At 58.4% G+C, this 22,873-nt stretch carries 22 protein-coding genes; 12 read left to right on the top strand and 10 right to left on the bottom strand.

Annotated elements, in window-relative coordinates:
- The first annotated feature begins 1 nt into the window (after position 1).
- From odhB to lpdA, 4 genes are all read left to right on the top strand, one after another.
- Complete coding sequence (gene odhB / locus Q1B27_RS07000) at positions 2-1,525, top strand: 2-oxoglutarate dehydrogenase complex dihydrolipoyllysine-residue succinyltransferase (RefSeq protein ID WP_299845683.1); 1,524 nt, start codon at positions 2-4, stop codon at positions 1,523-1,525.
- A 178-nt stretch (positions 1,526-1,703) separates the two neighbouring features.
- Positions 1,704-2,207, top strand: a complete 504-nt coding sequence (locus tag Q1B27_RS06995) for a hypothetical protein (protein ID WP_299845680.1) — start codon at positions 1,704-1,706, stop codon at positions 2,205-2,207.
- A 59-nt stretch (positions 2,208-2,266) separates the two neighbouring features.
- Positions 2,267-2,656 (top strand): MAPEG family protein, encoded by a 390-nt coding sequence (locus Q1B27_RS06990; RefSeq protein ID WP_299845678.1) that lies wholly within the window; start codon positions 2,267-2,269, stop codon positions 2,654-2,656.
- A 127-nt stretch (positions 2,657-2,783) separates the two neighbouring features.
- The gene (gene lpdA / locus Q1B27_RS06985) at positions 2,784-4,178 is read left to right on the top strand and encodes a dihydrolipoyl dehydrogenase (RefSeq protein ID WP_299845675.1); all 1,395 of its coding nucleotides are present in this window, start codon (positions 2,784-2,786) and stop codon (positions 4,176-4,178) included.
- A gap of 51 nt (positions 4,179-4,229) precedes the next feature.
- On the opposite strand, the gene Q1B27_RS06980 is transcribed toward lpdA, so the two are convergent.
- The 5 genes from Q1B27_RS06980 to Q1B27_RS06960 all read right to left on the bottom strand — a co-directional run bounded on the left by Q1B27_RS06980 (position 4,230) and on the right by Q1B27_RS06960 (position 8,292).
- A complete protein-coding gene (locus Q1B27_RS06980; protein ID WP_299845673.1) occupies positions 4,230-5,270 on the bottom strand; it encodes a sterol desaturase family protein in 1,041 nt (346 codons plus the stop codon).
- Positions 5,271-5,386: 116 nt separating this feature from the next.
- The gene (locus tag Q1B27_RS06975; protein WP_299845670.1) at positions 5,387-5,989 is read right to left on the bottom strand and encodes a pyridoxamine 5'-phosphate oxidase family protein; all 603 of its coding nucleotides are present in this window, start codon (positions 5,987-5,989) and stop codon (positions 5,387-5,389) included.
- The gene (locus Q1B27_RS06970) at positions 5,976-6,716 is read right to left on the bottom strand and encodes a 1-acyl-sn-glycerol-3-phosphate acyltransferase (RefSeq protein WP_299845667.1); all 741 of its coding nucleotides are present in this window, start codon (positions 6,714-6,716) and stop codon (positions 5,976-5,978) included. Before Q1B27_RS06970 ends, Q1B27_RS06975 begins: the two co-directional genes overlap by 14 nt.
- Entirely contained in the window at positions 6,713-7,618 is a 906-nt protein-coding gene (locus Q1B27_RS06965; protein ID WP_299845664.1) for an FtsX-like permease family protein, read from the bottom strand. Before Q1B27_RS06965 ends, Q1B27_RS06970 begins: the two co-directional genes overlap by 4 nt.
- Positions 7,615-8,292, bottom strand: coding sequence for a cell division ATP-binding protein FtsE (locus Q1B27_RS06960; protein WP_299845662.1), 678 nt, complete (start codon positions 8,290-8,292; stop codon positions 7,615-7,617). The genes Q1B27_RS06965 and Q1B27_RS06960 overlap by 4 nt, the downstream gene beginning before the upstream one ends.
- 161 nt (positions 8,293-8,453) lie before the next feature.
- Between Q1B27_RS06960 and Q1B27_RS06955 the strand changes: the two genes are divergently transcribed.
- Entirely contained in the window at positions 8,454-9,485 is a 1,032-nt protein-coding gene (locus Q1B27_RS06955) for a zinc-ribbon domain-containing protein (RefSeq protein WP_299845659.1), read from the top strand.
- Between the two features lie 18 nt (positions 9,486-9,503).
- On the opposite strand, the gene Q1B27_RS06950 is transcribed toward Q1B27_RS06955, so the two are convergent.
- Positions 9,504-10,376, bottom strand: a complete 873-nt coding sequence (locus tag Q1B27_RS06950) for a MurR/RpiR family transcriptional regulator (protein WP_299845656.1) — start codon at positions 10,374-10,376, stop codon at positions 9,504-9,506.
- A 143-nt stretch (positions 10,377-10,519) separates the two neighbouring features.
- On the opposite strand from Q1B27_RS06950, the gene Q1B27_RS06945 reads away from it, so the two are divergent.
- The 7 genes from Q1B27_RS06945 (at position 10,520) to Q1B27_RS06915 (ending at position 18,328) form a co-directional block, all read left to right on the top strand.
- Positions 10,520-11,305 (top strand): N-formylglutamate amidohydrolase, encoded by a 786-nt coding sequence (locus Q1B27_RS06945; RefSeq protein WP_299845653.1) that lies wholly within the window; start codon positions 10,520-10,522, stop codon positions 11,303-11,305.
- Between the two features lie 34 nt (positions 11,306-11,339).
- A complete protein-coding gene (locus tag Q1B27_RS06940) occupies positions 11,340-11,894 on the top strand; it encodes a TRAP transporter small permease subunit (RefSeq protein WP_299846821.1) in 555 nt (184 codons plus the stop codon).
- Positions 11,894-13,219, top strand: a complete 1,326-nt coding sequence (locus tag Q1B27_RS06935) for a TRAP transporter large permease subunit (RefSeq protein WP_299845651.1) — start codon at positions 11,894-11,896, stop codon at positions 13,217-13,219. Before Q1B27_RS06940 ends, Q1B27_RS06935 begins: the two co-directional genes overlap by 1 nt.
- Positions 13,220-13,281: 62 nt before the next feature.
- Complete coding sequence (locus Q1B27_RS06930; protein WP_299845649.1) at positions 13,282-14,319, top strand: TRAP transporter substrate-binding protein; 1,038 nt, start codon at positions 13,282-13,284, stop codon at positions 14,317-14,319.
- 80 nt (positions 14,320-14,399) lie between these two features.
- Complete coding sequence (locus tag Q1B27_RS06925) at positions 14,400-15,755, top strand: glutamine synthetase family protein (protein WP_299845647.1); 1,356 nt, start codon at positions 14,400-14,402, stop codon at positions 15,753-15,755.
- A gap of 27 nt (positions 15,756-15,782) precedes the next feature.
- Positions 15,783-17,186: an aldehyde dehydrogenase family protein gene (locus Q1B27_RS06920; protein ID WP_299845644.1), complete on the top strand. Its 1,404-nt coding sequence runs from the start codon at positions 15,783-15,785 to the stop codon at positions 17,184-17,186.
- Positions 17,183-18,328, top strand: a complete 1,146-nt coding sequence (locus Q1B27_RS06915; RefSeq protein ID WP_299845641.1) for an iron-containing alcohol dehydrogenase — start codon at positions 17,183-17,185, stop codon at positions 18,326-18,328. The genes Q1B27_RS06920 and Q1B27_RS06915 overlap by 4 nt, the downstream gene beginning before the upstream one ends.
- Positions 18,329-18,609: 281 nt before the next feature.
- Here the strand turns inward: Q1B27_RS06915 and Q1B27_RS06910 are convergent, their stop codons facing one another.
- Genes Q1B27_RS06910 through Q1B27_RS06895 form a run of 4 tightly spaced genes read right to left on the bottom strand, consistent with a single transcriptional unit; the run spans position 18,610 to position 22,863 of the window.
- Positions 18,610-19,446 carry an alkaline phosphatase family protein gene (locus Q1B27_RS06910; protein WP_299845638.1) on the bottom strand — a complete coding sequence of 279 codons (837 nt, stop codon included), beginning with the start codon at positions 19,444-19,446 and terminating at the stop codon, positions 18,610-18,612.
- Positions 19,446-21,086, bottom strand: a complete 1,641-nt coding sequence (locus tag Q1B27_RS06905; RefSeq protein WP_299845635.1) for an ABC transporter ATP-binding protein — start codon at positions 21,084-21,086, stop codon at positions 19,446-19,448. Before Q1B27_RS06905 ends, Q1B27_RS06910 begins: the two co-directional genes overlap by 1 nt.
- Positions 21,083-21,910 carry an ABC transporter permease gene (locus Q1B27_RS06900; protein ID WP_299845633.1) on the bottom strand — a complete coding sequence of 276 codons (828 nt, stop codon included), beginning with the start codon at positions 21,908-21,910 and terminating at the stop codon, positions 21,083-21,085. Before Q1B27_RS06900 ends, Q1B27_RS06905 begins: the two co-directional genes overlap by 4 nt.
- Positions 21,907-22,863 carry an ABC transporter permease gene (locus Q1B27_RS06895; protein ID WP_299845631.1) on the bottom strand — a complete coding sequence of 319 codons (957 nt, stop codon included), beginning with the start codon at positions 22,861-22,863 and terminating at the stop codon, positions 21,907-21,909. The genes Q1B27_RS06900 and Q1B27_RS06895 overlap by 4 nt, the downstream gene beginning before the upstream one ends.
- Positions 22,864-22,873: the final 10 nt, after the last annotated feature.

The following is a 22,873-nucleotide window of genomic DNA, read 5'->3' as shown; positions in this document are numbered from 1 at the left end:
CATGACAACCGAAGTGCGCGTCCCAACGCTGGGAGAATCCGTGACCGAGGCCACCGTTGCCACCTGGTTCAAGAAGCCCGGCGATGCTGTCGCTGTCGATGAAATGCTGTGCGAGCTGGAAACCGACAAGGTCACCGTCGAAGTGCCCGCGCCCGCTGCCGGTGTTATGGGCGAAATCGTTGCCGCTGAAGGCGACACCGTGGGCGTGGATGCGCTGCTGGCCACGATCACCGAAGGTGAAGGTGCAGCACCCGCCCCCAAGGCGGAGGCCAAGGCCGAAACAGCCCCGGCCAGCAAAGGTGGCGGCAGTGGTGAAAATGTCGATGTGATGGTGCCCACGCTGGGCGAGTCAGTGACCGAGGCAACAGTCTCGACCTGGTTCAAGAAGGTGGGCGATGCGGTCGCACAAGATGAGATGCTGTGTGAGCTGGAAACCGATAAAGTGTCGGTCGAGGTGCCTGCCCCGACATCCGGCACGCTGGGTGAGATTCTGGCCAAGGAAGGCGATACCGTTCAGGCCAATGGCAAGCTGGCGGTGATTTCAGGCGGCGATGGTGCCGCTGCAACGCCTGCTGCCGATGCGCCCGCTGCGGCGCCTGCATCCTCTGGCGGCGGCAAAGATGTCGAAGATGCACCCTCTGCCAAAAAGGCAATGGCCGAGGCGGGGATATCATCCGATCAGGTTCAGGGCTCGGGCCGCGATGGTCGGGTGATGAAAGAGGATGTTGCCAAGGCGGCTGCGGCGGCAAGTGCGGCACCCGCGCCGGCCCCAGCGGCTGCGCCGACTGCGCCCGCCCCGCGTGCCCCGGTTTCTGCCGATGACGCCGCGCGAGAGGAGAGGGTGAAGATGACGCGCCTGCGTCAGACCATCGCCCGCCGCCTCAAGGACAGCCAGAACACCGCTGCCATGCTGACGACCTATAACGAGGTCGACATGACCGCGGTCATGGCGTTGCGCAATGAATATAAAGACGAGTTCCTGAAAAAACACGGCACCAAGCTGGGCTTCATGTCTTTCTTCACCAAGGCCTGCTGCCATGCGCTGAAAGAGGTGCCCGAGGTCAATGCCGAGATTGACGGCACCGATATCGTCTACAAGAATTTCGTCCATATGGGCATCGCTGCGGGTACTCCTACGGGCCTTGTGGTGCCTGTCATTCGTGACGCCGACCAGATGGGATTTGCCGCGATTGAAAAAGCCATCGCCGAAAAGGGCGCCCGCGCCCGCGACGGCAAGCTGAGCATGGCCGAAATGCAGGGTGGTACCTTCACCATTTCGAATGGCGGCGTCTATGGCTCACTGATGAGTTCACCCATTCTCAACCCGCCGCAATCGGGCATCTTGGGCATGCACAAAATCCAGCAGCGCCCGATGGTGGTCAACGGCGAAATCGTCGCCCGTCCGATGATGTATCTGGCGCTCAGCTATGACCACCGGATCGTCGATGGCAAAGGCGCCGTGACATTCCTTGTGCGGGTCAAGGACGCGCTGGAAGATCCGCGGCGGCTCTTGATGGATCTGTAGGCTGGTCGTGGGGTGAAACCCACTTACCGGACAACGGCAGGGCGAAGTATGCCATGTGTTGATCGTGGTGCAACGGTCCAGAATACATGTGCGAATTACCCGTTCGAACAAAGTTTTGACGTGGTGACCCAATCTGGTGCAGCCTGTTGGTTCAGTAAGTGGTGCGAAGGGGGCAAAAATGAATTGGATGACCGTACCGGGTATGGTGACGATCATGGCATTGGGGGCGTGCCAGAGTACGAAAATCTCTCAAGCGCCGGTCCCTTATGAATCGACCGACCGGATTTCACCCGCTGGTGTGGCCGATTTCAAGTTTCGCACCTACTCCAAGGAAAGTGGTGAGCGGAAGGAAGTTACGGGCGCGTCCTGCAAGATGACGGGGCAGGGGTTTCAATCACAATTCACATCGCCCGCAGAGGTGACCGTGCCGGTCTTTGGCCCGAAAACCAAACCGGTGACTGTCAGGTGCACGTATAAGGATCAGACCAAGAAGATCGCATTGAAGCCCTATAACAAGACCGAGGCGAAGGCGAAGAAATCTCTCACAAGCCTGAAATCCGCGACGAATGTAACCGGGGCTGTAATTGCCGCGGCAAAGATCGGCGTTGCGATGCGGCCCCGTGATAAATCCCGGGATGAGTACGAGTATCGCAGTGGCAGCCTGACTTTTGGTGGAAAGTGAATACTGGCCCCGTGGTCGCGTCCTCTGCCGGGTACTGTGAAAAAAAGAAAGCGGCCCTGATGACTTTGGAACTCACTGCCCTGACCCTGGCCGCGCTGTTGCAGGTCGTGCAGATTTGCCTCTATGCGGTATTTGGTCAGCTACAGGTGGGGACGAAAACCGCGCTGACCCCTCGGGATGACGTGATCGCGTTGAGCGGGAAAGCGGGCCGGATGCATCGTGCGATGAACAATCACTTCGAGGGGCTGATCCTGTTTGGAATAGCCTGTGGCGTGATCGCGATCTCAAACCAGTCCTCGGGGTTCACGGGCGCGTGCGCCGTTACCTATCTTTGCGCCCGTATCGCCTATGTGCCGGCCTATCTGTTTGGCTGGGTGCCGTGGCGGTCAGTGATCTGGACGGTGGGGATTCTGGCGACAACCCTCATGCTACTGGCGGCATTGATATGAGCGCATTGGTTGACCTTCCGGCAAATTCCGGGTCCACTTGCACCGAGGGCCGCGCCGAATTTGTACCGACGCGATACCGACGAAATACCGACGTAATACCGACGTCGAAAATCAGGGAAAAATGATCATGGCAAATTATGACGTCATCGTAATCGGTTCAGGCCCCGGCGGCTATGTCTGCGCCATCCGGTGTGCCCAACTGGGTCTGAAAACCGCCTGTGTCGAAGGACGCGAAACCCTTGGCGGGACCTGTCTGAACGTGGGATGCATCCCGTCAAAGGCGCTGCTGCATGCCTCGCATTCATTGCATGAGGCGCAGCATAATTTTGCCAAGATGGGCCTGAAGGGTAAGGCACCATCGGTCGATTGGACGCAGATGCTGGCCTATAAGGATGACGTGATCGGGCAGAATACCAAGGGTATCGAATTTCTGTTCAAGAAGAACAAGGTGGACTGGCTGAAAGGCTGGGGGTCGATCCCCGAGGCGGGCAAGGTCAAGGTGGGCGACGAGGTTCACGAGGCCAAGAACATCATCATCGCCAGCGGATCCGAGGCGTCGAATGTGCCGGGTGCCGAGGTCACGATTGACGAAAAGATCGTGGTGACGTCAACCGGTGCGCTTGAGCTTGCCAAGATCCCCAAGAAGATGGTGGTGATCGGCGCGGGTGTAATCGGACTTGAGATGGGATCGGTTTATGCGCGTCTGGGCACGGATGTTACTGTGGTCGAATTCCTGGATGCGGTGACGCCTGGTATGGATGCCGAAATTCAGAAGACGTTCCAGAGAACATTGAAAAAACAAGGCATTAAGTTTGTCATGGGCGCGGCTGTGCAGAAGGTTGAAACGCTCAAGACCAAGGCCAAGGTGCATTACAAGGTGCGCAAGAACGACAAGGAAGAGAGTATTGATGCCGATGTGGTTCTGGTTGCCACGGGTCGCAGGCCCTATACGGACGGTCTGGAACTTGAGGCGCTTGGTATCGAAGTGACGAAAGGTGGTCAGATCAAGACCGACGATCACTGGCAGACCAATTTGAAGGGTGTCTATGCGATCGGTGATGCCATCGCCGGCCCGATGCTGGCCCATAAGGCCGAGGATGAGGGCATGGCCGTGGCGGATGTGATCGCGGGCAATCATGGGCACGTGAATTACGGTGTCATTCCGGGCGTGATCTATACCCATCCCGAAGTGGCGAGCGTCGGGGCCACGGAACAGGATTTGAAGGACCAGGATCGCGCCTATAAGGTTGGCAAGTTTTCATTCATGGGCAATGGCCGCGCCAAGGCTGTATTCGCTGGCGATGGTTTTGTGAAAATCCTTGCGGACGCTGAAACCGATCGCATCCTTGGAGCGCATATTATTGGTCCGGCAGCAGGCGATCTGATCCATGAGGTTTGCGTGGCGATGGAATTCGGGGCCTCGGCGCAGGATCTCGCACTGACTTGCCATGCCCACCCAACCTATTCCGAGGCCGTGCGCGAGGCAGCACTGGCCTGTGGCGATGGGGCCATTCACGCCTGATTTTGGATTGTCTGGCAGAGATCACGCGCGCGGGATTGTCCCGCGCGTTTTTTATTCTGCCGGTGGCATTGATTTGGTTGTTGGCTTTTTCTCACGCGGTTGTAGCCGGCGGAATGCCTTTTTGAACGGCACTAGATAGAGCTTCACGCAGGTATCCATTTCGCCTGACTTCATACCCGCCACACCGAATTTCACATCCCGGTTATCCTCGGGCATCTCGTAGGTACCAAAAAGCACGTCCCAGAGTGGGAACATGAAAGCGAAATTCTTGTCGAAATGTTGCGGGTGGCAACTGTGATGCACATGGTGATGCGCGGGCGATGGGAAAATCTTTGACCAGGCACCGGGCCAGCGCAGCCAGATATGCGAATGGCGCAGATTATAGCCCATAAGGTTGAAAACGAACATCAGCACTGGCACGCCGAATACGGCGGGCATGTTTGGCACATAACCCAGAGTATTTGACGCCAGACCGATGAACGCGCCATAGCCCGCCCCGATTGCGGCTTTGTAAGCAAGATTGTCGATCGGATGCTCACGGAAGTTCGAGATGGGATGCATCACCTCGGCACTATGATGAACCTTGTGGAACTCCCATAGGATCGGAATTTTGTGCTGAAGGTAATGAATGACATAACCGATCAAATCACCGATCACGAAGAATGCGAACATATATCCCAGGGCAATCAGGAAATCGAAGGGTTCGGATTGCATGTCGCCAAGGCGCGCCATTTCAGCCAGGTTCGCACCGCCGGTGACCAGCGCGTAGGCCCATGTTGTGCATCCTGCCAACACACCGAACAAAAGAAAGTGGCCGATCAAGTGGTGAAAGAAGAAATACCGCACATCCAGCCAGGCAGACGGGTGCGACCAAACATGTGTGGGCAATAGGAAACTCAGAAAGTTCTTGCTGTCACGATCCGCATCCGGGCCGCTGACATGGTGCTTGTTCAGCCTGTAGATGACAAAGGCGAACCCGGCCCCGACCGCGAGATACAAGAGGAACAAGCGGCTGTTCGGATCCCACAGAAAACTGAAAAAATAAACGATGTAATCGGCGTAAAGCGCCATCAGGTCGAATAAATAGCTCATCTCTGCCCGTCTTTTTTATGTTCTACCCGGTGTAAACTTACTTTATTTCAGCCTAATTCTGTGAATTTTCTGTGAAATTCTGATGGCAATCGGGTCAGAAATGGTGGGTGAGATGCCTACCATAGGGTCTTGGCGGCGCGGGCACTCCAGGCTGAGTCATAGGCTATTCCGCCTTCTTCACCATCGGTCATTTCCGCCAGAATTTCGCCCACTGACGGCAGGTCTGTGCTGTCGTCGCGGGTCCAGAGACCCGCTCGCACAGGTGCGCGGGCGCATTGGGTATAAATCTCGGCAATGGCGATCACGATCACGGTTGCGGGCAGGCGGCCCTTGCGTTCGAACCGGGTACGCAACGTTTCGTCAATGGTCAGTTTCGCGGTGCCGTTGACCCGCACGACGGTGTTCGACCCGGGCACCATGAACATCAGCGATACGCGCCCGTCCTCAACGATATTTCGCAGGGAATCCAGTCTGTTATTGCCGCGCCAATCGGGTATGGCCAAGGTTTGATCGTCCAGTTCGGTTGCCACCGGGCCATCGTCGCCGCGCGGGCTTCCGTCGGTGCCATTTGGACCAATCGTGCTAAGCACGCAAAAGCGCGAAGTCATGATCCATTTTCGATAAAGCGGTGTCAGCCGGTATGCGACCTTGCGCAACGACATTTCAGCAGGGTCGCCATAAAGCGCCTCAAGCGCCGTGATATCATCAATCCATTGCATTCGGATCAAACCCCGCTTCGCGCATCAATCTGTTCGAGGCCGTTTCGACCTCATCCTCAAGCCTTTCCATGAAGGCTGCCTTGCTGAGCCCGGCTTTGATCCGCGGCAGAAATTCAACCACGGCCAGACCGGGCTTTCGGTAAATGCCGCGCCTGGGCCAGAAAACACCGACGTTGGCAGCCACGGGTACGCAATCCTGCCCAAGCTGTTCATAGAGCACACCCGTGCCCACTTTGTAGGACGCCTTGATGCCTGGCGCGATGCGCGTGCCCTGCGGGTAGATAATCAACTGGCCCGGATGTTGTGCACCTTTCGCGACATCTGCGACCATCTTCTTGATCGCCTTGCCGCGCTGGCCGCGATTGACCGGCACGCAGCCGATTTTTAAGGCATATTGACCAATGACCGGCGCAAACATCAACTCTCGTTTCATGATGAATTTTCCGGCCGGTATTGCGCCGAAGATCAAGATTATATCCAGGAACGACTGGTGTTTGGCGGCAATCATCACCTCGTCGGTAGGGGGCGTGCCGCGCACTTCTGTGTGCAACCCGACCATCCAGCGGGCGCTCCAGCGAATCCACCGGCACCAGGCATGGCACCCGGCGAGCGCCCCGCGCCGGCTGACGATCGCCCAAGGAAAGAATACGATGCCAAGGAAAACCATCATCACATAAGCCAAAAGGCTGAATAGCAATGAGCGTATCCATTGCAGGGCGTAGCTCATGTCAGATCCTTCAGCGTTCTGCGGGCAGCTGCACGGGTGGCGATGAAGGCTACGATAGCAGCCAGTGGGGGGATGACCAGCGGCCAGAGCCAATGTTGCCCGCGAAAGCCCAGGCCCGTCAGAAAGCCACCGCCTGTGTCTGCGGAGGGTAGAAGGAGAATGGCCGCCGTTCCCAGGACCACGCCAAACGCCGCCCCGACAAGCGCCCGCAACGTAAATCGGCGCACGAAGGCACGAGCGATATAGGTATCGCGAGCACCGACCAGACGCAGAACGGCAATGACCTGCGTGTTCGCCGCCAGCGCGGCGTTTGCGGCGAGCGTAATCATCGCGGCAGTGGCCGTGCCGATCAACGCGAGCGAGACCCACCCCAGAAGGCGCAGCCGGGTCGCGGCGTGGATCAGCGGGCGCCGCCAGCGGGTGTGATCATCCAACACCGCGCCGGGTACTTCGGCCGCAAGGCGCAGGCGCAATCCGTCGGCGTCAAACCCCCCGGTGTCTTCGATCACTTCGATCAGCTGCGGGATCGGTAGCGTTTCTACCGGCAGGTCAGGACCAAACCAGGGTTCAAGCAGCGCACGTTGTTCGGCGTCATCCAGGGCACGCGCGGTTGCCACGCCCTTGGTGGTGTTCAGCACGTTCAATGCGGCTGCGGTCTGAGCTGCCATCTGATCGGATGGCGCCGAAATGCGTAAGGTCGAGCTGCGGGCCAACTCGTCGCCCCAGCGGTCGGCCAATCGCCCGGTGGCCAGAGACAGAGCAAGTGCAAAGACCGCCAGAAAGGCCATGGCAGCTGAACTGAAAAGCGTGAGCGATGCGGTGAAACCGGTGGGAGGCACGACCTTGTCAGCCTGGGCATCACCAGCAAGAAGCTCGATGATCTTGCGGGACTTGCTGATCATAAATCGGCCCCCGCCAATTGCAATTGTCCGCCTGAAATTCTCAATACACGGGCCTGAACCTGCGATTTGGCGGCTCGTACAAGCGCCAGATCATGCGTGGCGATCATGATCGTTTTGCCCATTCGATTAAGTTCCAGCAGCAGTTTCAGCAGGCGTTGTGACATGTCCCAATCGACATTGCCCGTAGGTTCGTCCGCCAGGATCACATCGGGTGACATGATGACAGCCCGGGCCAGCGCGGCGCGCTGACGTTCACCGCCGGAAAGTTCAGCAGGAAGGGCGGAGGCGCGGTCAGTCAGGCCAACCCAGCTTGTCAGCTCTTTCAGATTTGCAGCCTCGCCTTGCACGTCGCGGCCAGAAACCATCAGCGGTAACGAAATATTTTCGGAAACCGACAGGTGATCGAGAAACTGGCAATCCTGATGTACCACGCCCACCCGGCGGCGCGTCATTGCGATGTCGTCGCGTTCTAATGTGCGCAGATCGCGGTCAAACAACCGCACTTCGCCGGATGTTGGCAGCAGCGCACCATAGCACAGCTTCATCAATGTGGTCTTGCCGGCCCCCGAAGGCCCGGTCAGAAAATGAAACGATCCTGCCTGTAGATTGAGCGATATGTCACTCAGCAACTCGCCTCCGCCATAGCTGTAGGCTACGTTTTCCAGCTCGATCACGGCTGCCCCCTTGCGCTTATTACGCCCTAAATGCCTTAGAGGACACACTTGTGCAATCATTACAAAGCCGAATTTCTTTGTCCTTTTCCGGCGTGATTTTCCGGCATAAGGTAGCGCCAATGAATTTGGCCGGACAACGGCGGCAGGCAACAGGTGGCAACATGAGGCTGACTTGTCCGAATTGCGGGGCACAGTATGAAGTCCCGGACGAGGTGATCCCAGAAACGGGCCGCGATGTGCAATGTTCGAATTGCGGCGATACATGGTTTCAGCATCATCCTGATCACCAACCCTCTGAAGAACCACAAGAGGCCGAGGCACCGCATCCTGGGTGGGACAGCCCCGAGGAAGAGGCTGAGCCGGATTTTGCACCGGAAGAAGATGAATTTGCTTCGGAAGAGGAAGAGTTCGCACCGGAAGAAACCCAGGAAGAGGAGCCTGAGGCAGATGATGAATCCGCATTTGATCACGAGCCCCAGCAATATTCTGAGGACGCCGCTGACCCTGACCTAGAGGACAGCGATGAAGAGCCTCAACTTGAGGATGACGAACCTCAATCCTATGAAGCGCCGGAATTTGCCGAAGAAGAGACAGCGAACGAAGGCATTGAGGAAGAAGAACCTCGTCCCCAAAGACGCGGGCTTGATCCTTCGATTGCCGATGTCTTGCGTGAAGAAGCCGCGCGAGAGCAGGAAGCGCGCGCCAATGAAGACAGCGGCGGTTTGGAAACTCAGCCTGATCTGGGGCTGGAAGAGCGATCTGACGAAACCGATCAACGCTCACAGCAGGCCAAGTCACGTATGGCGCGTCTGCGCGGATTGCCCGAAGATGATGGCGACGATGGTGACGAACCCGAACCCGATCCGGGCCTGATCTCGCGACGTAATCTGCTGCCTGATATCGACGAAATCAATTCATCCCTTGATTCAGAAAGTGCCCGCGCCGAGGCGGATCATGCGACAGGTGATGCAGCATCGGGTGATGTCGCGGTGGCGCGCAAAAGCGGTTTCAATCGTGGCTTTATGCGTGCGGTGCTGTTGGTACTGATCTTGGTGGTTCTCTATCTTCTGGGGCCGATGATCGCCGAGAAAGTGCCCGCACTTGCCGGGGTGATGTCGACCTATGTAGATACGGTGAATGCCGGGCGCCTGTGGCTGAATGACATGGTCGGCACAACGACGGCACCGCAATAATAGGCCAAGGGCAACCGTTTAGGTAAATTTGCGGAACAATCGGGTCAGATCGAAAAGCTCATCCAGGCGTTCATACCGGTCGCGTGTTTCTGGCCATTTTTCTTCCTGTGTTGCGGCGATCAACGCTTCAAGCAGCATCATGGTGGAAATGTTCGAATCCCAGGCCGAAGGGATTTCGACCCAGCAATTGAACGTGAAACTGGCGTGGGCCGTCACTGGAGAGGCCCATTGATCGGTGATCAGTATGATGGTCACACCGCGTTCGGCCGCAAGCTTGGCAAGGTTTTGTAGGTTGGTTTCGTATCGGCGGACATCGAACATCAGCAGGGTATCGCCTTCGACCATATCCAGCACGTAATGTGGCCAGGTGGCGGATGAGGACGTCATATGCGTCACCCGCTGTCGGATTGCCTGAAAATGGGTAAAGGCATAATCGGCAAGGGCGCGAGTGATCCGGCCGCCGACCACGTAAAGCCGTCCATCGGTATTGGCCAACTGACGCACAGCCGCGTCAAAGCGATCGGTTTCCACGTTCGAGAATGTCTGACTGAGATTTTGTGTGACGGCTTGGGAAAATCTGTTCAGCAAATGCGACTCCGGCGCGTCGCTGACCCAGTTTTCGCGCCGCTGAGTCGGACCCGAGACTTTGGCCTGCAGCTCTTTCAAAAGAGATTTATGGAAATGCGGGTAGCCCTTGAAGCCCAGTTTCTGCACCATGCGCGCGACGGTTGGTGTCGAAACACCCGCGTTTTCCGCAACGATGGTGATCGAGGCCAGACCCCCCGCCGGGTAGTTTTCCAGTAAGGAATTCGCGAACTTACGCTCGGATTGGGTAAGCGTGGCGTAATGCTCGCGGATCAGATCGCGCACGGTGGCGGTCGGGTTGGTCAAGGGCATTCCCCATCTATGGCGTCTTCGCATTCGGATTGCTGCGCTTCTGTAAATATTTCTTCAAGCGCGAAAAATCTCTGAAAATATATTGACACATAATCTGTGTTGCGAAAAGATATTTCCAATTCATGGGGGAGTTCGGGATGTCTGGCGGCGTTGCCACCGATTCATCACAAGCGGTCGAAGTGTTGAACCCGCATGGTGCGGGTGCGGCGCTGATCCTGTGCGAGCACGCTTCAAACCATATCCCGGCGCGCTATGACGGGTTGGGTCTTGAGGCGCAGGCGCGTTCCAGCCATGCCGCCTGGGATCCCGGCGCGCGATCGGTTGCGTTATTGATGTCGGCGGCTTTGGATGCGCCGGTGGTGGCGTCTTGTGTCTCGCGGCTGGTCTATGATTGTAATCGCCCGCCCGAGGCAGAGGGAGCTATACCCGAGATATCCGAGAAGTTTGAAATTCCCGGGAATCGCAATCTGTCACCCGCTGACCGTGAGGAGCGCGTTGCCACAGCCTACCGTCCGTTTTGCGATGCGGTGCAGGGTGTTATCGCTGGGCGGATAGCGGCGGGTCGACCCACAATTCTGATCACGATGCACAGTTTCACACCGGTCTATTTTGATCAGGCGCGCGCGGTCGAGATCGGAATTCTGCACGATGAGGACGCGCGCCTTGCGGACGCGATGCTGGCCAATGCGCATCTGTTGCCGCACCGCCGGATCGAAAGGAACGAACCCTATGGCCCCGCTGACGGAGTAACGCATTCGCTGAAGATTCACGGGCAATCTCATGGTCTTGCCAATGTGATGTTGGAAGTGCGCAACGATTTGCTGAACACGCCTGACGATGAACGGAAAATGGCGGAAGAATTACTGACGCTGTTCACCCCCGCGCTCAAGGCGCTGTCGCTGGAAGGGGCCGGGCGTGCGTAAATTGTTCCTGGGTTATATCCGCAGCATAGATGCGATGAACCGGTTTATCGGACGGGTGATCATGTATGGCGTCTTTGCCATGATCGGCGTCTTGTTGTGGTCGTCAGTTTCCAAAACCTTCTTTGTTCCAACGCTGTGGACGCTGGAAATGGCTCAATTCTGCATGGTTGTCTATTATATGCTGGGCGGGCCGTATTCGATCCAGCTTGGATCGAATGTGCGGATGGACCTTTTTTATGGCTCGTGGAGTGATCATCGGCGTGCATGGGTCGATGCCATGACGGTGTTTTTCCTGATCTTCTATCTGATCATTCTGCTGTGGGGCGGGATCAGTTCAACCGCCTATTCGCTAGGTGACTTCTCTGGCGAGCCTTTTGGCTTTTTCGCGTCGCTCGTTGGTGCATTCATGACCGGCGGACCAGAAGCAGCCGCGGCTGAATTGGGGCATATGGAGCGCAGCGCCTCGGCCTGGCGACCTTATCTGTGGCCGATCAAGCTGATCATGGTCATTGGTATCTTCCTGATGCTGCTTCAGGCGATTTCTGAACTTTGCAAAGATATCCTGCGCATCCGGGGGCATGAAATCTGATGTCGTATGAGTTGATTGCCCTGTTGATGTTCTCGACCATGATGCTGATGCTGCTGACCGGGCAGCGCGTGTTCGGCGCCATTGGTTTTGTGGCTGTTGTGGCGGCCCTGCTGCTCTGGGGCGATCGGGGCGGATATGACCTTGGGTTTGCGGCTGCGATCAAGTTGATGAAATGGTATCCGCTGCTGACCCTGCCAATGTTCATTTTCATGGGCTATATCCTGAGCGAAAGCCGGATCGCCGATGATCTTTACAAGATGTTCCATGTCTGGATGGGCGGACTGTCTGGCGGGTTGGCGATCGGAACGATCGGGCTGATGGTGCTGATTTCAGCGATGAACGGCCTGAGTGTTGCTGGTATGGCCATCGGTGCCACGATCGCGCTGCCCGAGCTTCTGAAGCGTGGGTATGACAAGCGTATGGTGACCGGGGTCATACAGGCTGGATCGTCCCTTGGTATCCTTGTGCCACCCTCTGTCGTGCTGGTGCTTTACGCGATGATTGCACGCCAACCTGTCGGCCAGCTCTGGCTTGCCGGCGTGCTTCCGGGGCTGATGATGGCGGCGATGTTCATCATCTATATCGCCGTGCGCTGCAAAATCACTCCGTCGCTGGGCCCCGTTCTGCCACCCGAAGAACGCAACGTGGGGTGGCCCGAAAAACTGCGCTTGCTGGGTGCCGGGCTGCTGCCACTGGTGATCTTTTTCTCGATGATGGTGCCGTTTGTCAAAGGCTGGACCTCGCTGGTTGAAAGCTCGGCCATTGGGGCAATGGCTGCCTTTGTTGCGGCGATCTTGAAAGGTCGCATGACCCGCAAGGTATTCGAGACCAGTGTGCGTAACACGCTGGGCATTTCATGCATGTTCATGTGGATCATCCTGGCAGCACTTGCTTTCGGCGCGGTTTTTGACGGTTTGGGCGCGGTCAAGGCGATCGAGAGCCTCTTTACCGAAAAGATGGGCCTCTCGCCCATCATGATCCTCATTCTGATGCAGCTTAGCTTTATCGTGATGGGCACATTTCTGGACGATACGGCGATGCTGGTTATTGTCGCCCCGCTGTACGTTCCGCTTGTTGGCGCGCTTGGCTTCGATCTGGTCTGGTATGGCGTTCTTTACACGATCACCTGCCAGATTGCCTATATGACGCCGCCCTTCGGCTATAACCTCTTTCTGATGCGGGCCATGGCGCCACCAGAAATATCGATCCATGACATCTACCGGTCGATCATTCCCTTTGTGCTGGTGATGACCTTTGCGCTGGCGGTGGTCATGATGTTCCCGCAAGTGGCGCTGTGGCTGCCGGATTATGTCTATGGAAAATAGGAATTTTTGAGAACTCCAGCAACGGAGCAACAATTGTCGAGCAAACAACAGGAGAGAAAACGATGACGACTAGAAGAAAGTTTCTGACAACCGCTGGTGTCGGTGCCGCGGCAACGCTGGCCTCACCGGCGATCGTGAAAGCCCAGGCGCCGATTAAATGGCGTTTCCAGACCTATGCCGGTGCTGCCCTGGGTGAGCATGTGACCAAACCGATGGTCGATTATGTCAACGACGCCGCCAATGGCGAGATGGAGATCGAGCTGTTTTACGCGGACCAGATCGTACCCACCGGAGAGCTTTTCCAGGCGCTTCAGCGGGGCACCATCGACGCGGTGCATTCGGACGACGATTCAATGGCGTCACCCACGCCACTGCGTCAGTTCGGGGGCTATTTCCCGTTTGCGACCAAGCATATCCTCGATGTGCCGGTCCTCTTTAACCAGTATGGGTTGGCCGATATCTGGCGGGCTGAGTACGAGAAGGTCGGCGTCCAGTGGATTTCCGCCGCTGGCCAGGACCCGTGCAACTTCAACACCAAGAAAGAAATCACGTCGGTGGCCGATCTGGATGGCCTCAAGCTTTATTCCTTCCCGACGGCGGGTCGTTTCCTGGCCAAATTTGGCGTGGTGCCGGTCAATATTCCTTACGAGGATGCAGAGGTTGCCGTACAGACCGGCGAGCTGGACGGTATGGCGTGGTCAGGTATCACCGAGGATTATACCGTTGGCTGGGCCGAGGTAACCGACTACTTCCTGACCAACAATATCTCGGGCGCGTGGATCGGATCGTGGTTCGTCAACCAGCAACGCTGGGCCGATCTGCCGGATCACCTTAAGCAACTGGTTATGTCGGCGACTGAGGCAGGGCACACCTATCGCAACCAGTGGTACTGGGGGGGTGAAGCGAATCTGCGTGCCAATGGCGACAAGCTTGAACTGCGCACCGTACCCGCCGAGGAATGGGCCGAAGTCGAGAATGCTGCGAAGGATTTCTGGAAGGAGATCGCCGAGGAGGGTGAGATTCAACAGAAAATCATCAACATTTTCAGCGAATACAACTCGGTCATCAACCAGGCCGGACCGCCCTACACAAACGGCTGAAGTGACCTGATATCATTTTCCGGTCCCGGCATTGCCCGGGGCCGGACATCATTTGAAACCCGACAGAACGGATTGTTAGAATGAGCCTGAGTTTCGAAGATCTGAAAGCACAAACCGCCTCGGGCGAAATTGATACCGTATTGGCGTGTCTCGTCGATATGCAGGGCCGGTTGATGGGAAAACGGTTTCACGCCGGGCATTTCATTGCTGGCGCCTGGGAAGAGACCCATTGCTGCAACTACCTGCTGGCCACCGATCTGGAGATGGCGACGCCTGATGGCTATGCCTCGACCAGTTGGCAATCGGGGTATGGCGACTATGTGATGAAACCGGACCTCGGCACATTGCGTTCGGTTCCGTGGCTGGAGGGCACCGTTATGGTGCTGTGCGACGTTCTGGATCATTACACCCACAAGGACGTGCCCCATTCCCCCCGCGCGGTGCTGAAAAAACAAATCAAGCGGCTTGAGGCGATGGGCTATGACGCAATGATGGCGACCGAGTTGGAGTTTTTCCTGTTCGAGAAGAGCTTTGACGAGATCCGTAAGGAGAAGTTCCGCGATCTGGAGCCGATCAGTGGGTACAACGAAGATTACGCCATTTTGCAGACCACCAAGGAAGAGCACGTGATGCGGCCCATCCGCAATCATCTGTGGAATGCTGGCATCCCTGTTGAGAATTCAAAGGGCGAGGCTGAAACCGGGCAGGAAGAGCTGAACATCAAATATGCTGCTGCCCTGGACACGGCGGATTATCACACCATCGCCAAGCATGCGGTCAAGGAGATCGCATTTCAGCAGGGTCATGCGGTGACTTTCCTGCCGAAATGGCATCATGACAAGGTGGGCAGTTCATCCCATGTGCATCAGTCGCTGTGGCAAAACGGTGTACCTGCGTTTTTTGATGCTGAAGACAAACTTGGCATGTCGGCGTTAATGAAAACTTACATGGCCGGTTTGCTCAAATACGCACCTGATTTCACCTATTTCCTGGCGCCTTATATCAACAGTTATAAACGCTTCCAGAAGGGCACCTTTGCGCCGACGCGCACGATCTGGTCGGTCGATAACCGCACGGCGGGTTTCCGGCTGTGCGGCGACGGCACCAAGGCGGTGCGGGTTGAATGCCGCGTGGGTGGGTCGGATCTGAACCCCTATCTGGCGATGGCCGCGCAGATTGCCGCCGGGATTGCCGGTATCGAAGAGAAATTGGAGCTGGATCCCCCGTTTTCTGGAGACGCCTATGAGGGCGAGAGCGGTATGATTCCGCAGACCCTTCGCGATGCGATGGTCACGCTGAAGGGGTCGGCCATGTTGCGGGCGGCGATGGGCGATGACGTGGTGGATCACTATGTCCGTGCCGCCGAGGTCGAGATCGAGGATTTTGACCGCGTGGTGACGGATTACGAGGTGGCGCGCGGGTTTGAGCGGGCTTGAGTATTTTGGCCAATAAGAAGGGCGCGAATGCCCGAAACAGATGAGGATCAGATGACGACACTCAGGTGTATCTCGCCGATTGATGGATCGGTTTTTGCCGAGCGCGATGTGCTGTCGCGCGAGGCGGCAATGGCGGTGGCCAAGGCGGCCCGCGCGGCGCAGGTGGATTGGGCGGCGCGGCCTTTGCAGGAGCGGATTGATCTGGTCATGGCCGGCGTTGCCGCCGTGGGTGAGATGAATGATGACATCGTGCCGGAACTGGCCCGGATGATGGGCCGTCCCATTCGTTATGGTGGCGAATTCGGCGGCTTCAACGAGCGTGCGAGCCATATGGCCAAGATCGCCGAGACCTCTCTGGCCGATATCGAGGTGGGCGAGGACGAGACGTTCAGACGGTATATCAAACGGGTGCCGCATGGTGTGGTGTTCGTGGTGGCGCCTTGGAATTACCCGTATATGACGGCGATCAATACCGTGGCACCTGCCCTGATCGCGGGCAGTGCGGTGGTGTTGAAACATGCCACGCAGACCCTGTTGGTGGGGGAGCGGATGGCGAAAGCCTTCCACGCGGCAGGCGTGCCCGAGAACGTGTTTCAGAACGTGTTTCTGGATCATGACACCACGTCTGAATTGATTGCGCGCCGGGCGTTCGATTTCGTCAACTTCACCGGATCGGTGGGCGGCGGCAAGGCGATGGAACGCGCGGCGGCGGGCACTTTCACCGGGGTCGGCACCGAGCTGGGCGGCAAGGATCCGGGCTATGTGATGGAGGATGCCGATCTGGATGCGGCGGTGGACACGTTGATCGACGGGGCGATGTTCAACTCGGGCCAGTGCTGCTGCGGGATCGAGCGGATATACGTGCATGAAAGCCTGTTTGACACTTTTGTCGAAAAGGCCGTGGCAATTGTGAGCGGCTATAAGCTGGGCAATCCGCTGGACAAGGACACGTCGATCGGGCCGATGGCGAATGTGAGGTTTGCGCAGGAAGTGCGGGCGCAAATCGACGAGGCGCTGGCCGATGGCGCCAAGGCGCATATCGAAACCATGCCCGAGGATGATGGCGCGGCCTATCTGACGCCGCAGATTCTGACAGGCGTGACCCATGACATGCGGGTGATGCGTGACGAGAGCTTTGGGCCTGTCGTGGGCATCATGCCGGTCAAGGATGATGACGAGGCTATCGCCTTGATGAACGACAGTAATTTCGGTCTGACCGCCAGCCTCTGGACCGGTGATGTGGACCGGGCGGCGCGGGTGGGTGACCGGGTTGAGACCGGCACCGTTTTCATGAACCGGGCCGATTATCTTGACCCGGGCCTGTGCTGGACCGGCTGCAAGGATACCGGCCGGGGCGGCGGTTTGTCGGTCATCGGCTATCACAATCTGACACGCCCCAAATCCTATCATTTGAAAAAGGTGACATCATGAGCCTGACAGGAAACTGGTCCTACCCGACCGCGATGAAATTCGGCGCTGGCCGGATCAAGGAATTGCCCGACGCCTGCGCGGCGGCGGGTATCAGGAAACCCCTGCTGGTGACCGACAAGGGCCTGGCCGATCTGCCGGTCACGCACGCCACGCTGGACATCATGGAGGCCGCCGGGCTGGGCCGGGGCATGTTCAGCGATGTCGATCCGAACCCGAACGAAAAGAACCTTGATGCCGGGGTCGCGGCCTACAAGGCCGGAGGCCATGACGGGGTGGTCGCCTTTGGCGGTGGTTCCGGGCTTGATCTGGGCAAGATGGTTGCCTTCATGGCCGGGCAGTCACGGCCCGTCTGGGATTTCGAAGACGTTGGCGACTGGTGGACCCGGGCGGATGCCGACGCCATCGCACCCATTGTGGCCGTGCCTACCACCGCGGGCACCGGATCGGAGGTGGGACGCGCCAGCGTGATCACCAATTCCGAGAGCCATGTGAAGAAAATCATCTTTCATCCCAAGGTGTTACCCTCGGTCGTGATCTGTGATCCGGAGCTGACTGTGGGCATGCCCAAGTTCATCACGGCGGGCACGGGATTGGATGCGTTCGCCCATTGTGTTGAGGCGTTTTCCAGCCCCCATTACCACCCGATGAGCCAGGGGATTGCGCTGGAAGGCATGCGGCTGGTGATCGACAATCTGCCGCGCGCCTATGCCGATGGCACTGACATTGAGGCGCGGGCCAACATGATGAGCGCGGCGGCGATGGGGGCGACGGCGTTTCAGAAAGGCTTGGGGGCCATTCACGCGCTGAGCCACCCCATCGGTGCGGTCTACAATACCCATCACGGCACCACCAATGCGGTCTGCATGCCCGCGGTGCTGGAGATGAATGCGCCAGTGATCAAGGACCGGTTTGATCTGGCTGCGCCCTATCTGGGAATTACCGGCGGGTTCGACGGGTTCCGAGAGTTCGTGCAGGCGTTCAATGACAGTCTTGGTATCCCGCGCAAGCTGCGGGAAATGGGTGTCGGTGACGACCGGATCGACGAGCTGAGCGCGATGGCGTTGGAAGACCCAAGCTGCGGCGGCAACCCTGTGGAACTGACGCTGGACAACCTCAAGGGACTGTTCCGGGCGGTGATCTGACGGGTTGTGCGCCGAATCGGTGCCAAGCCCCTGGTTAACAAGGCAAAACCGGGGGCTGTATCGTGTCGGTATAACGTCGGTATTACGTCGGTATTTGCAGCGGTAAAGTCGCCCGTTAACAGGGCGTGCGGCGAAACCGCCAATGCGCATATCTGATAAGGCAAAAAAAGGGGGCGGCGTTTGACGTGACGCCGCCCGAGTGACGCGAAACTTTGCGTCAGGGAGATACTGGATGCTGCCCGATGCACGCCTGTGTCGCAGGCATCCCCGGCAGCGCAGGGTTACGTAAGAAACACCGGTTCTTTCATTGTGTCGGGGACCGGTGCGCCAAGGCGGCTGAGGACGGTGGGCGCGATCTGCGTGAGGTGCAGAAGCGTGTCGGGATCGGGGCCTTTGGCCGGGCCGAAATAGTAGAGTGCGGCATCCTGCTGATCCTCGCCCCTGCCGCCGTGATGGCCACGATCGGACTGGCCGTGATCGGCGGTCACGATGATCTCGTACCCGGCATCGCGCCAGCGCCTGATATAGGGGGCGAGCTGTGCATCGAGGGCAAAACAGGAGCCATCCATTTCCGGACAATCATGTTTGAAACGGTGCCCCATGCTGTCGAGGGTGCAGGTATGCAGGATGCCGTAATTGATCCCGAACCGTTCGGTCAGCATGGTCAGCGTGGCAAAGAGATCCGCATCGCTGGGGGTCATCTGGTTGGCGTGCCAGTAGCCTTCCATCGTGTGAAACCGACCGTGGTTGATACTGTCGCTGTCGGGTTCGTCATATTCGATATCGCGCACCGGATCGAAAGGCGCGCGGTTAAAGAACTCGGACCAGTAGGAATGGGTGACGGCACCGGTTGTGCCACCGGCCTTGCGGATCTCGGAGAAAATATCGGGCATGGCGATCCGGAACACATCGTGGTTTCCGGTACTTCCGTGAGTGGCGGGAACCACGCCCGTATGGATGGAAGCGTAACAGGAGGCCGACGTGGAGGGCAGCGGCGCGCGTATCTTCCAGACCTGCGCCTCGCCCGTATCGACCCAGCCTTCGAGATTGCCGAAAAGGCTGCGCCAGTTGCGCCAGGGCACCCCGTCGATAATGAGCAGGAGAAGTTTCGTATCCATCAGTATCCGGCAGCCTCCATGCGGCGGTTCTTGATTGCGTCCTCAAGCCAGCCGGGCCGCATTTCCGGCACCGAGGACAGGAGAAGATCGGTGTAGTCGTCAAAGGGCGGAGTCAGCACCTCGGATTTGGTGCCATAGCGGACCACCTCGCCATTCAGCATCACGGCAATGGAATCGGCGATGTCCCGGACGGTGGCCAGATCATGGGTAATGAAAAGATAGCTGACACCTTCGCGCGCCTGCAGGTCGAGCAGCAGCCGCAGAATGCCTGCGGCGACCAGCGGATCAAGCGCCGACGTGACCTCGTCACAGATGATGAGTTTCGGCTTGGCGGCAAGGCAGCGGGCAATGCAGACGCGTTGTTTCTGACCGCCGGACAGTTCGGCAGGATAGCGGGTCAGGAACTCTTCGCCCAGCTCGATCTCGTTCAGAAGCTCAACGATGCGCTGGCGTTTCGCGGCACCCTTCATGCCGAAGTAGAATTCGAGCGGGCGGCCAATGATGGTGGCGATGGTCTGACGCGGGTTCATGGCCACATCGGCCATCTGGTGGATCATCTGCAACTCGCGCAGCTGATCCTTGCTGCGGTCTTTGAGGCGTGGCGGCAAAGGCTGCCCCTCAAACAGAATCTCGCCGGTATGCGGTGGCATCAATCCGGTGATGGCGCGCGCGGTGGTGGATTTGCCCGAGCCGCTTTCACCCACCACGGCCAGCGTCTGTCCGGGCAGGATGTCCATGCTGACGTTTTTGAGGATGTCGAATTTGACGCCCGGATAGGTGCCGCTGATCCCGTTTAGCGACAGGACCGGATCACCCTTGGGGGACTTTTCCTGTGCAAGGTCCGAGCGTTCGGAGACCAGCGCACGGGTATAATCCTGTTGCGGGTCGTCGATGATCTGCCGGGTCGTGCCGTATTCGACCATATGGCCATCGCGCAGCACCATGATGTGATCTGAAACCTGCGCGACCACGGCCAGATCGTGAGTGATATAGAGCGCGCCGACGCCGGTATCGGCAATCGCCTCTTTGATCGCGGCCAGAACGTCGATCTGGGTGGTCACATCCAGCGCGGTGGTGGGTTCGTCAAACACCACGAGATCGGGTTCGGGGCAAAGCGCCATCGCGGTCATCACCCGTTGCAACTGCCCGCCCGACACCTGATGCGGGTAGCGGTCGCCGATGGTTTCGGGGTCCGGCAGGCTGAGCTTTTTGAAAAGTGCGACGGCGCGGGCCTCGGCCTCGAACTGCGAGCAGATGTTGTGGCGCAGGCACGCCTCGGTCACCTGGTGCATCAGCTTGCGGGCCGGGTTGAACGAGGCGGCGGCGGATTGCGAGACGTAAGTGACGACCTTGCCGCGCAGCGCCCGTAGTGCATCATGGGAAATCCGGCGGATATTGGCGCCCTTGACCAGCACGTCGCCGCCGGTGATCCGGACCGGGCCGCGCCCGTAGTCCATCGTGGCCAGGCCGATGGTGGATTTCCCGGCCCCGGATTCGCCAATCAGGCCCAGCACCTTGCCCTTTTCGAGGGTGAAATCGACGCCGTGCACGATCTCGATCTGGCGTGGCTTTTCACCCGGCTGTCTGATCGTTGCGCCGATTTTCAGGCCTTTGGCTTCCAGCAGGAGGGGTGGTTTCATTGCCGGCCCCCTTTCAGGCTGGTGGTCAGCGACAGCACCCAGTCGGCCACCAGGTTGACCGAAATGGCCAGTGTGGCGATGGCGATGGCCGGGGCCAGCGCGGCGGGGATACCGTAGACCAGCCCGTCGCTGTTTTCCTTGACGATGGCGCCCCAATCGGTCGATGGCGGCTGGATGCCGAGGCCAAGGAACGACAGCGTTGAAAGATAGAGCACCATGAAGATGAAGCGCAGCCCCAGTTCCGAGACCAGCGGGCTGAGCGCGTTGGGCAGGATTTCACGCGTCACGATCCAGCCGGTCTTTTCGCCGCGCAGCTTGGCGACTTCGATATAGTCCATGACATAGATGCTTTCGGCCACGGACCGGCTGAGACGGTAGACGCGGGTGGCGTCGAGAAATGCCATGACCATGATCAGGACGGTGATTGAGGCGGGCACGACCGACAGGATCACCAGTGCGAAGATCAGGCCGGGAATGGCCATGATCAGATCGACAAAGCGTGACATCAGCACGTCGAACCAGCCGCCGATCACCACCGCCATGAAGGCCAGCACCGAGCCCACGGTGAAAGACAGGATCGTTGCTGCCGTGGCGATGAAGATCGTTGTGCGCCCGCCATAGATCATCCGGGTCAGCAGGTCACGGCCGATATTGTCGGTGCCAAGCCAGAATTTTTCCGAGGCGGGTTCCCACACCTTGCCGACGACTTCGCCCAGCCCGTAGGGGGCGATCAGCGGCGCGAACACGGCTATGACGAAATAGAGCGCTGTGATGGTCAGGCCGATGAGCGCGCTGGCGGGTATCTTGCGAAGCGTGCGGATCATTTTGGATGCCTCAGCCGCGGATTGCTGACGATGGCAATGAGATCAGCCGCGGTGTTGAGCAGGATGTAGACGCTGGCAAAGATCAGTCCTGCAGCCTGCACCACCGGCACATCGCGTTTCGAGACGTGATCGACCAGGTACTGCCCCATGCCGGGGTAGACAAAGACCACCTCGACCACGACGACGCCGACAACCAGATATGCGAGGTTGAGCATCACCACGTTGACGATGGGGGCGATGGCATTGGGCAGGGCGTGGCCGACAATGACCTGCGCGCCGGTGAGGCCCTTGAGCTCGGCGGTTTCGATATAGGCGGATTCCATCACGTTCAGGATCGCGGCGCGGGTCATGCGCATCATGTGAGCGAGGACTACGAAGACAAGCACGATGACGGGCAGGGCGATGGCGTTGAGCTTTTCCGCAAGGCTCATCCCGTCATTGATCAGCGAGACCGAGGGCACCCACCGCAGTTTGACCGCAATGAGGAACATGACGAAATAGCCGATGATGAATTCCGGCAGCGAAATCGTGGCGAGGGTCACAGCCGAGATCAGCTTGTCGGGCCAGCGGTTGCGGAACCGAACCGAGAGAATACCCAGCGTGATCGCCAGCGGCACCGAGATGATCGCCGCCCAGAAGGCGAGAAATAGCGTGTTCCCAAGCCGCCGTGCAATCGAGGCGGAAATGTCGGCGCCGTTGGTCAAGGCAGTGCCCAGATCGCCATGCAGAATGCCGCCGACCCAGCTGAAGTAGCGCGTCAGGGCCGGATCGTTCAGACCCATTTCCTGTCGCAGGTTTTCCAATGCTTCGGGCGTTGCTGACTGACCGAGGATGGCCTGCGCCACGTCTCCCGGCAGGATCGAGGTGCCAACAAAGATCAGCACCGTCGAGGCCACCAGCAACATCAGACCCAGCGACAGGCGCTGGATCAGGAGTTTCAGCATGGGATGCATCAGCCGTCTT

Source organism: uncultured Roseovarius sp. (assembly GCF_947489715.1).
In the GTDB taxonomy this organism is placed as follows: Bacteria; Pseudomonadota; Alphaproteobacteria; order Rhodobacterales; family Rhodobacteraceae; genus Roseovarius.
Note: the sequence above shows the minus strand (reverse complement) of the source record. Positions and strands in the feature narration are given on the sequence as shown.

What these genes read in the sequence shown, in the direction of transcription:
- odhB (WP_299845683.1), top strand. Translation starts at nt 2, where the DNA reads ATGACAACCGAAGTGCGCGTCCCAACGCTGGGAGAATCCGTGACCGAG.
- Q1B27_RS06995 (WP_299845680.1), top strand. Translation starts at nt 1,704, where the DNA reads ATGAATTGGATGACCGTACCGGGTATGGTGACGATCATGGCATTGGGG.
- Q1B27_RS06990 (WP_299845678.1), top strand. Translation starts at nt 2,267, where the DNA reads ATGACTTTGGAACTCACTGCCCTGACCCTGGCCGCGCTGTTGCAGGTC.
- lpdA (WP_299845675.1), top strand. Translation starts at nt 2,784, where the DNA reads ATGGCAAATTATGACGTCATCGTAATCGGTTCAGGCCCCGGCGGCTAT.
- Q1B27_RS06980 (WP_299845673.1), bottom strand. Translation starts at nt 5,270, where the DNA reads ATGAGCTATTTATTCGACCTGATGGCGCTTTACGCCGATTACATCGTT.
- Q1B27_RS06975 (WP_299845670.1), bottom strand. Translation starts at nt 5,989, where the DNA reads ATGCAATGGATTGATGATATCACGGCGCTTGAGGCGCTTTATGGCGAC.
- Q1B27_RS06970 (WP_299845667.1), bottom strand. Translation starts at nt 6,716, where the DNA reads ATGAGCTACGCCCTGCAATGGATACGCTCATTGCTATTCAGCCTTTTG.
- Q1B27_RS06965 (WP_299845664.1), bottom strand. Translation starts at nt 7,618, where the DNA reads ATGATCAGCAAGTCCCGCAAGATCATCGAGCTTCTTGCTGGTGATGCC.
- Q1B27_RS06955 (WP_299845659.1), top strand. Translation starts at nt 8,454, where the DNA reads ATGAGGCTGACTTGTCCGAATTGCGGGGCACAGTATGAAGTCCCGGAC.
- Q1B27_RS06945 (WP_299845653.1), top strand. Translation starts at nt 10,520, where the DNA reads ATGTCTGGCGGCGTTGCCACCGATTCATCACAAGCGGTCGAAGTGTTG.
- Q1B27_RS06940 (WP_299846821.1), top strand. Translation starts at nt 11,340, where the DNA reads ATGAACCGGTTTATCGGACGGGTGATCATGTATGGCGTCTTTGCCATG.
- Q1B27_RS06935 (WP_299845651.1), top strand. Translation starts at nt 11,894, where the DNA reads ATGTCGTATGAGTTGATTGCCCTGTTGATGTTCTCGACCATGATGCTG.
- Q1B27_RS06930 (WP_299845649.1), top strand. Translation starts at nt 13,282, where the DNA reads ATGACGACTAGAAGAAAGTTTCTGACAACCGCTGGTGTCGGTGCCGCG.
- Q1B27_RS06925 (WP_299845647.1), top strand. Translation starts at nt 14,400, where the DNA reads ATGAGCCTGAGTTTCGAAGATCTGAAAGCACAAACCGCCTCGGGCGAA.
- Q1B27_RS06920 (WP_299845644.1), top strand. Translation starts at nt 15,783, where the DNA reads ATGCCCGAAACAGATGAGGATCAGATGACGACACTCAGGTGTATCTCG.
- Q1B27_RS06915 (WP_299845641.1), top strand. Translation starts at nt 17,183, where the DNA reads ATGAGCCTGACAGGAAACTGGTCCTACCCGACCGCGATGAAATTCGGC.
- Q1B27_RS06910 (WP_299845638.1), bottom strand. Translation starts at nt 19,446, where the DNA reads ATGGATACGAAACTTCTCCTGCTCATTATCGACGGGGTGCCCTGGCGC.
- Q1B27_RS06905 (WP_299845635.1), bottom strand. Translation starts at nt 21,086, where the DNA reads ATGAAACCACCCCTCCTGCTGGAAGCCAAAGGCCTGAAAATCGGCGCA.
- Q1B27_RS06900 (WP_299845633.1), bottom strand. Translation starts at nt 21,910, where the DNA reads ATGATCCGCACGCTTCGCAAGATACCCGCCAGCGCGCTCATCGGCCTG.
- Q1B27_RS06895 (WP_299845631.1), bottom strand. Translation starts at nt 22,863, where the DNA reads ATGCATCCCATGCTGAAACTCCTGATCCAGCGCCTGTCGCTGGGTCTG.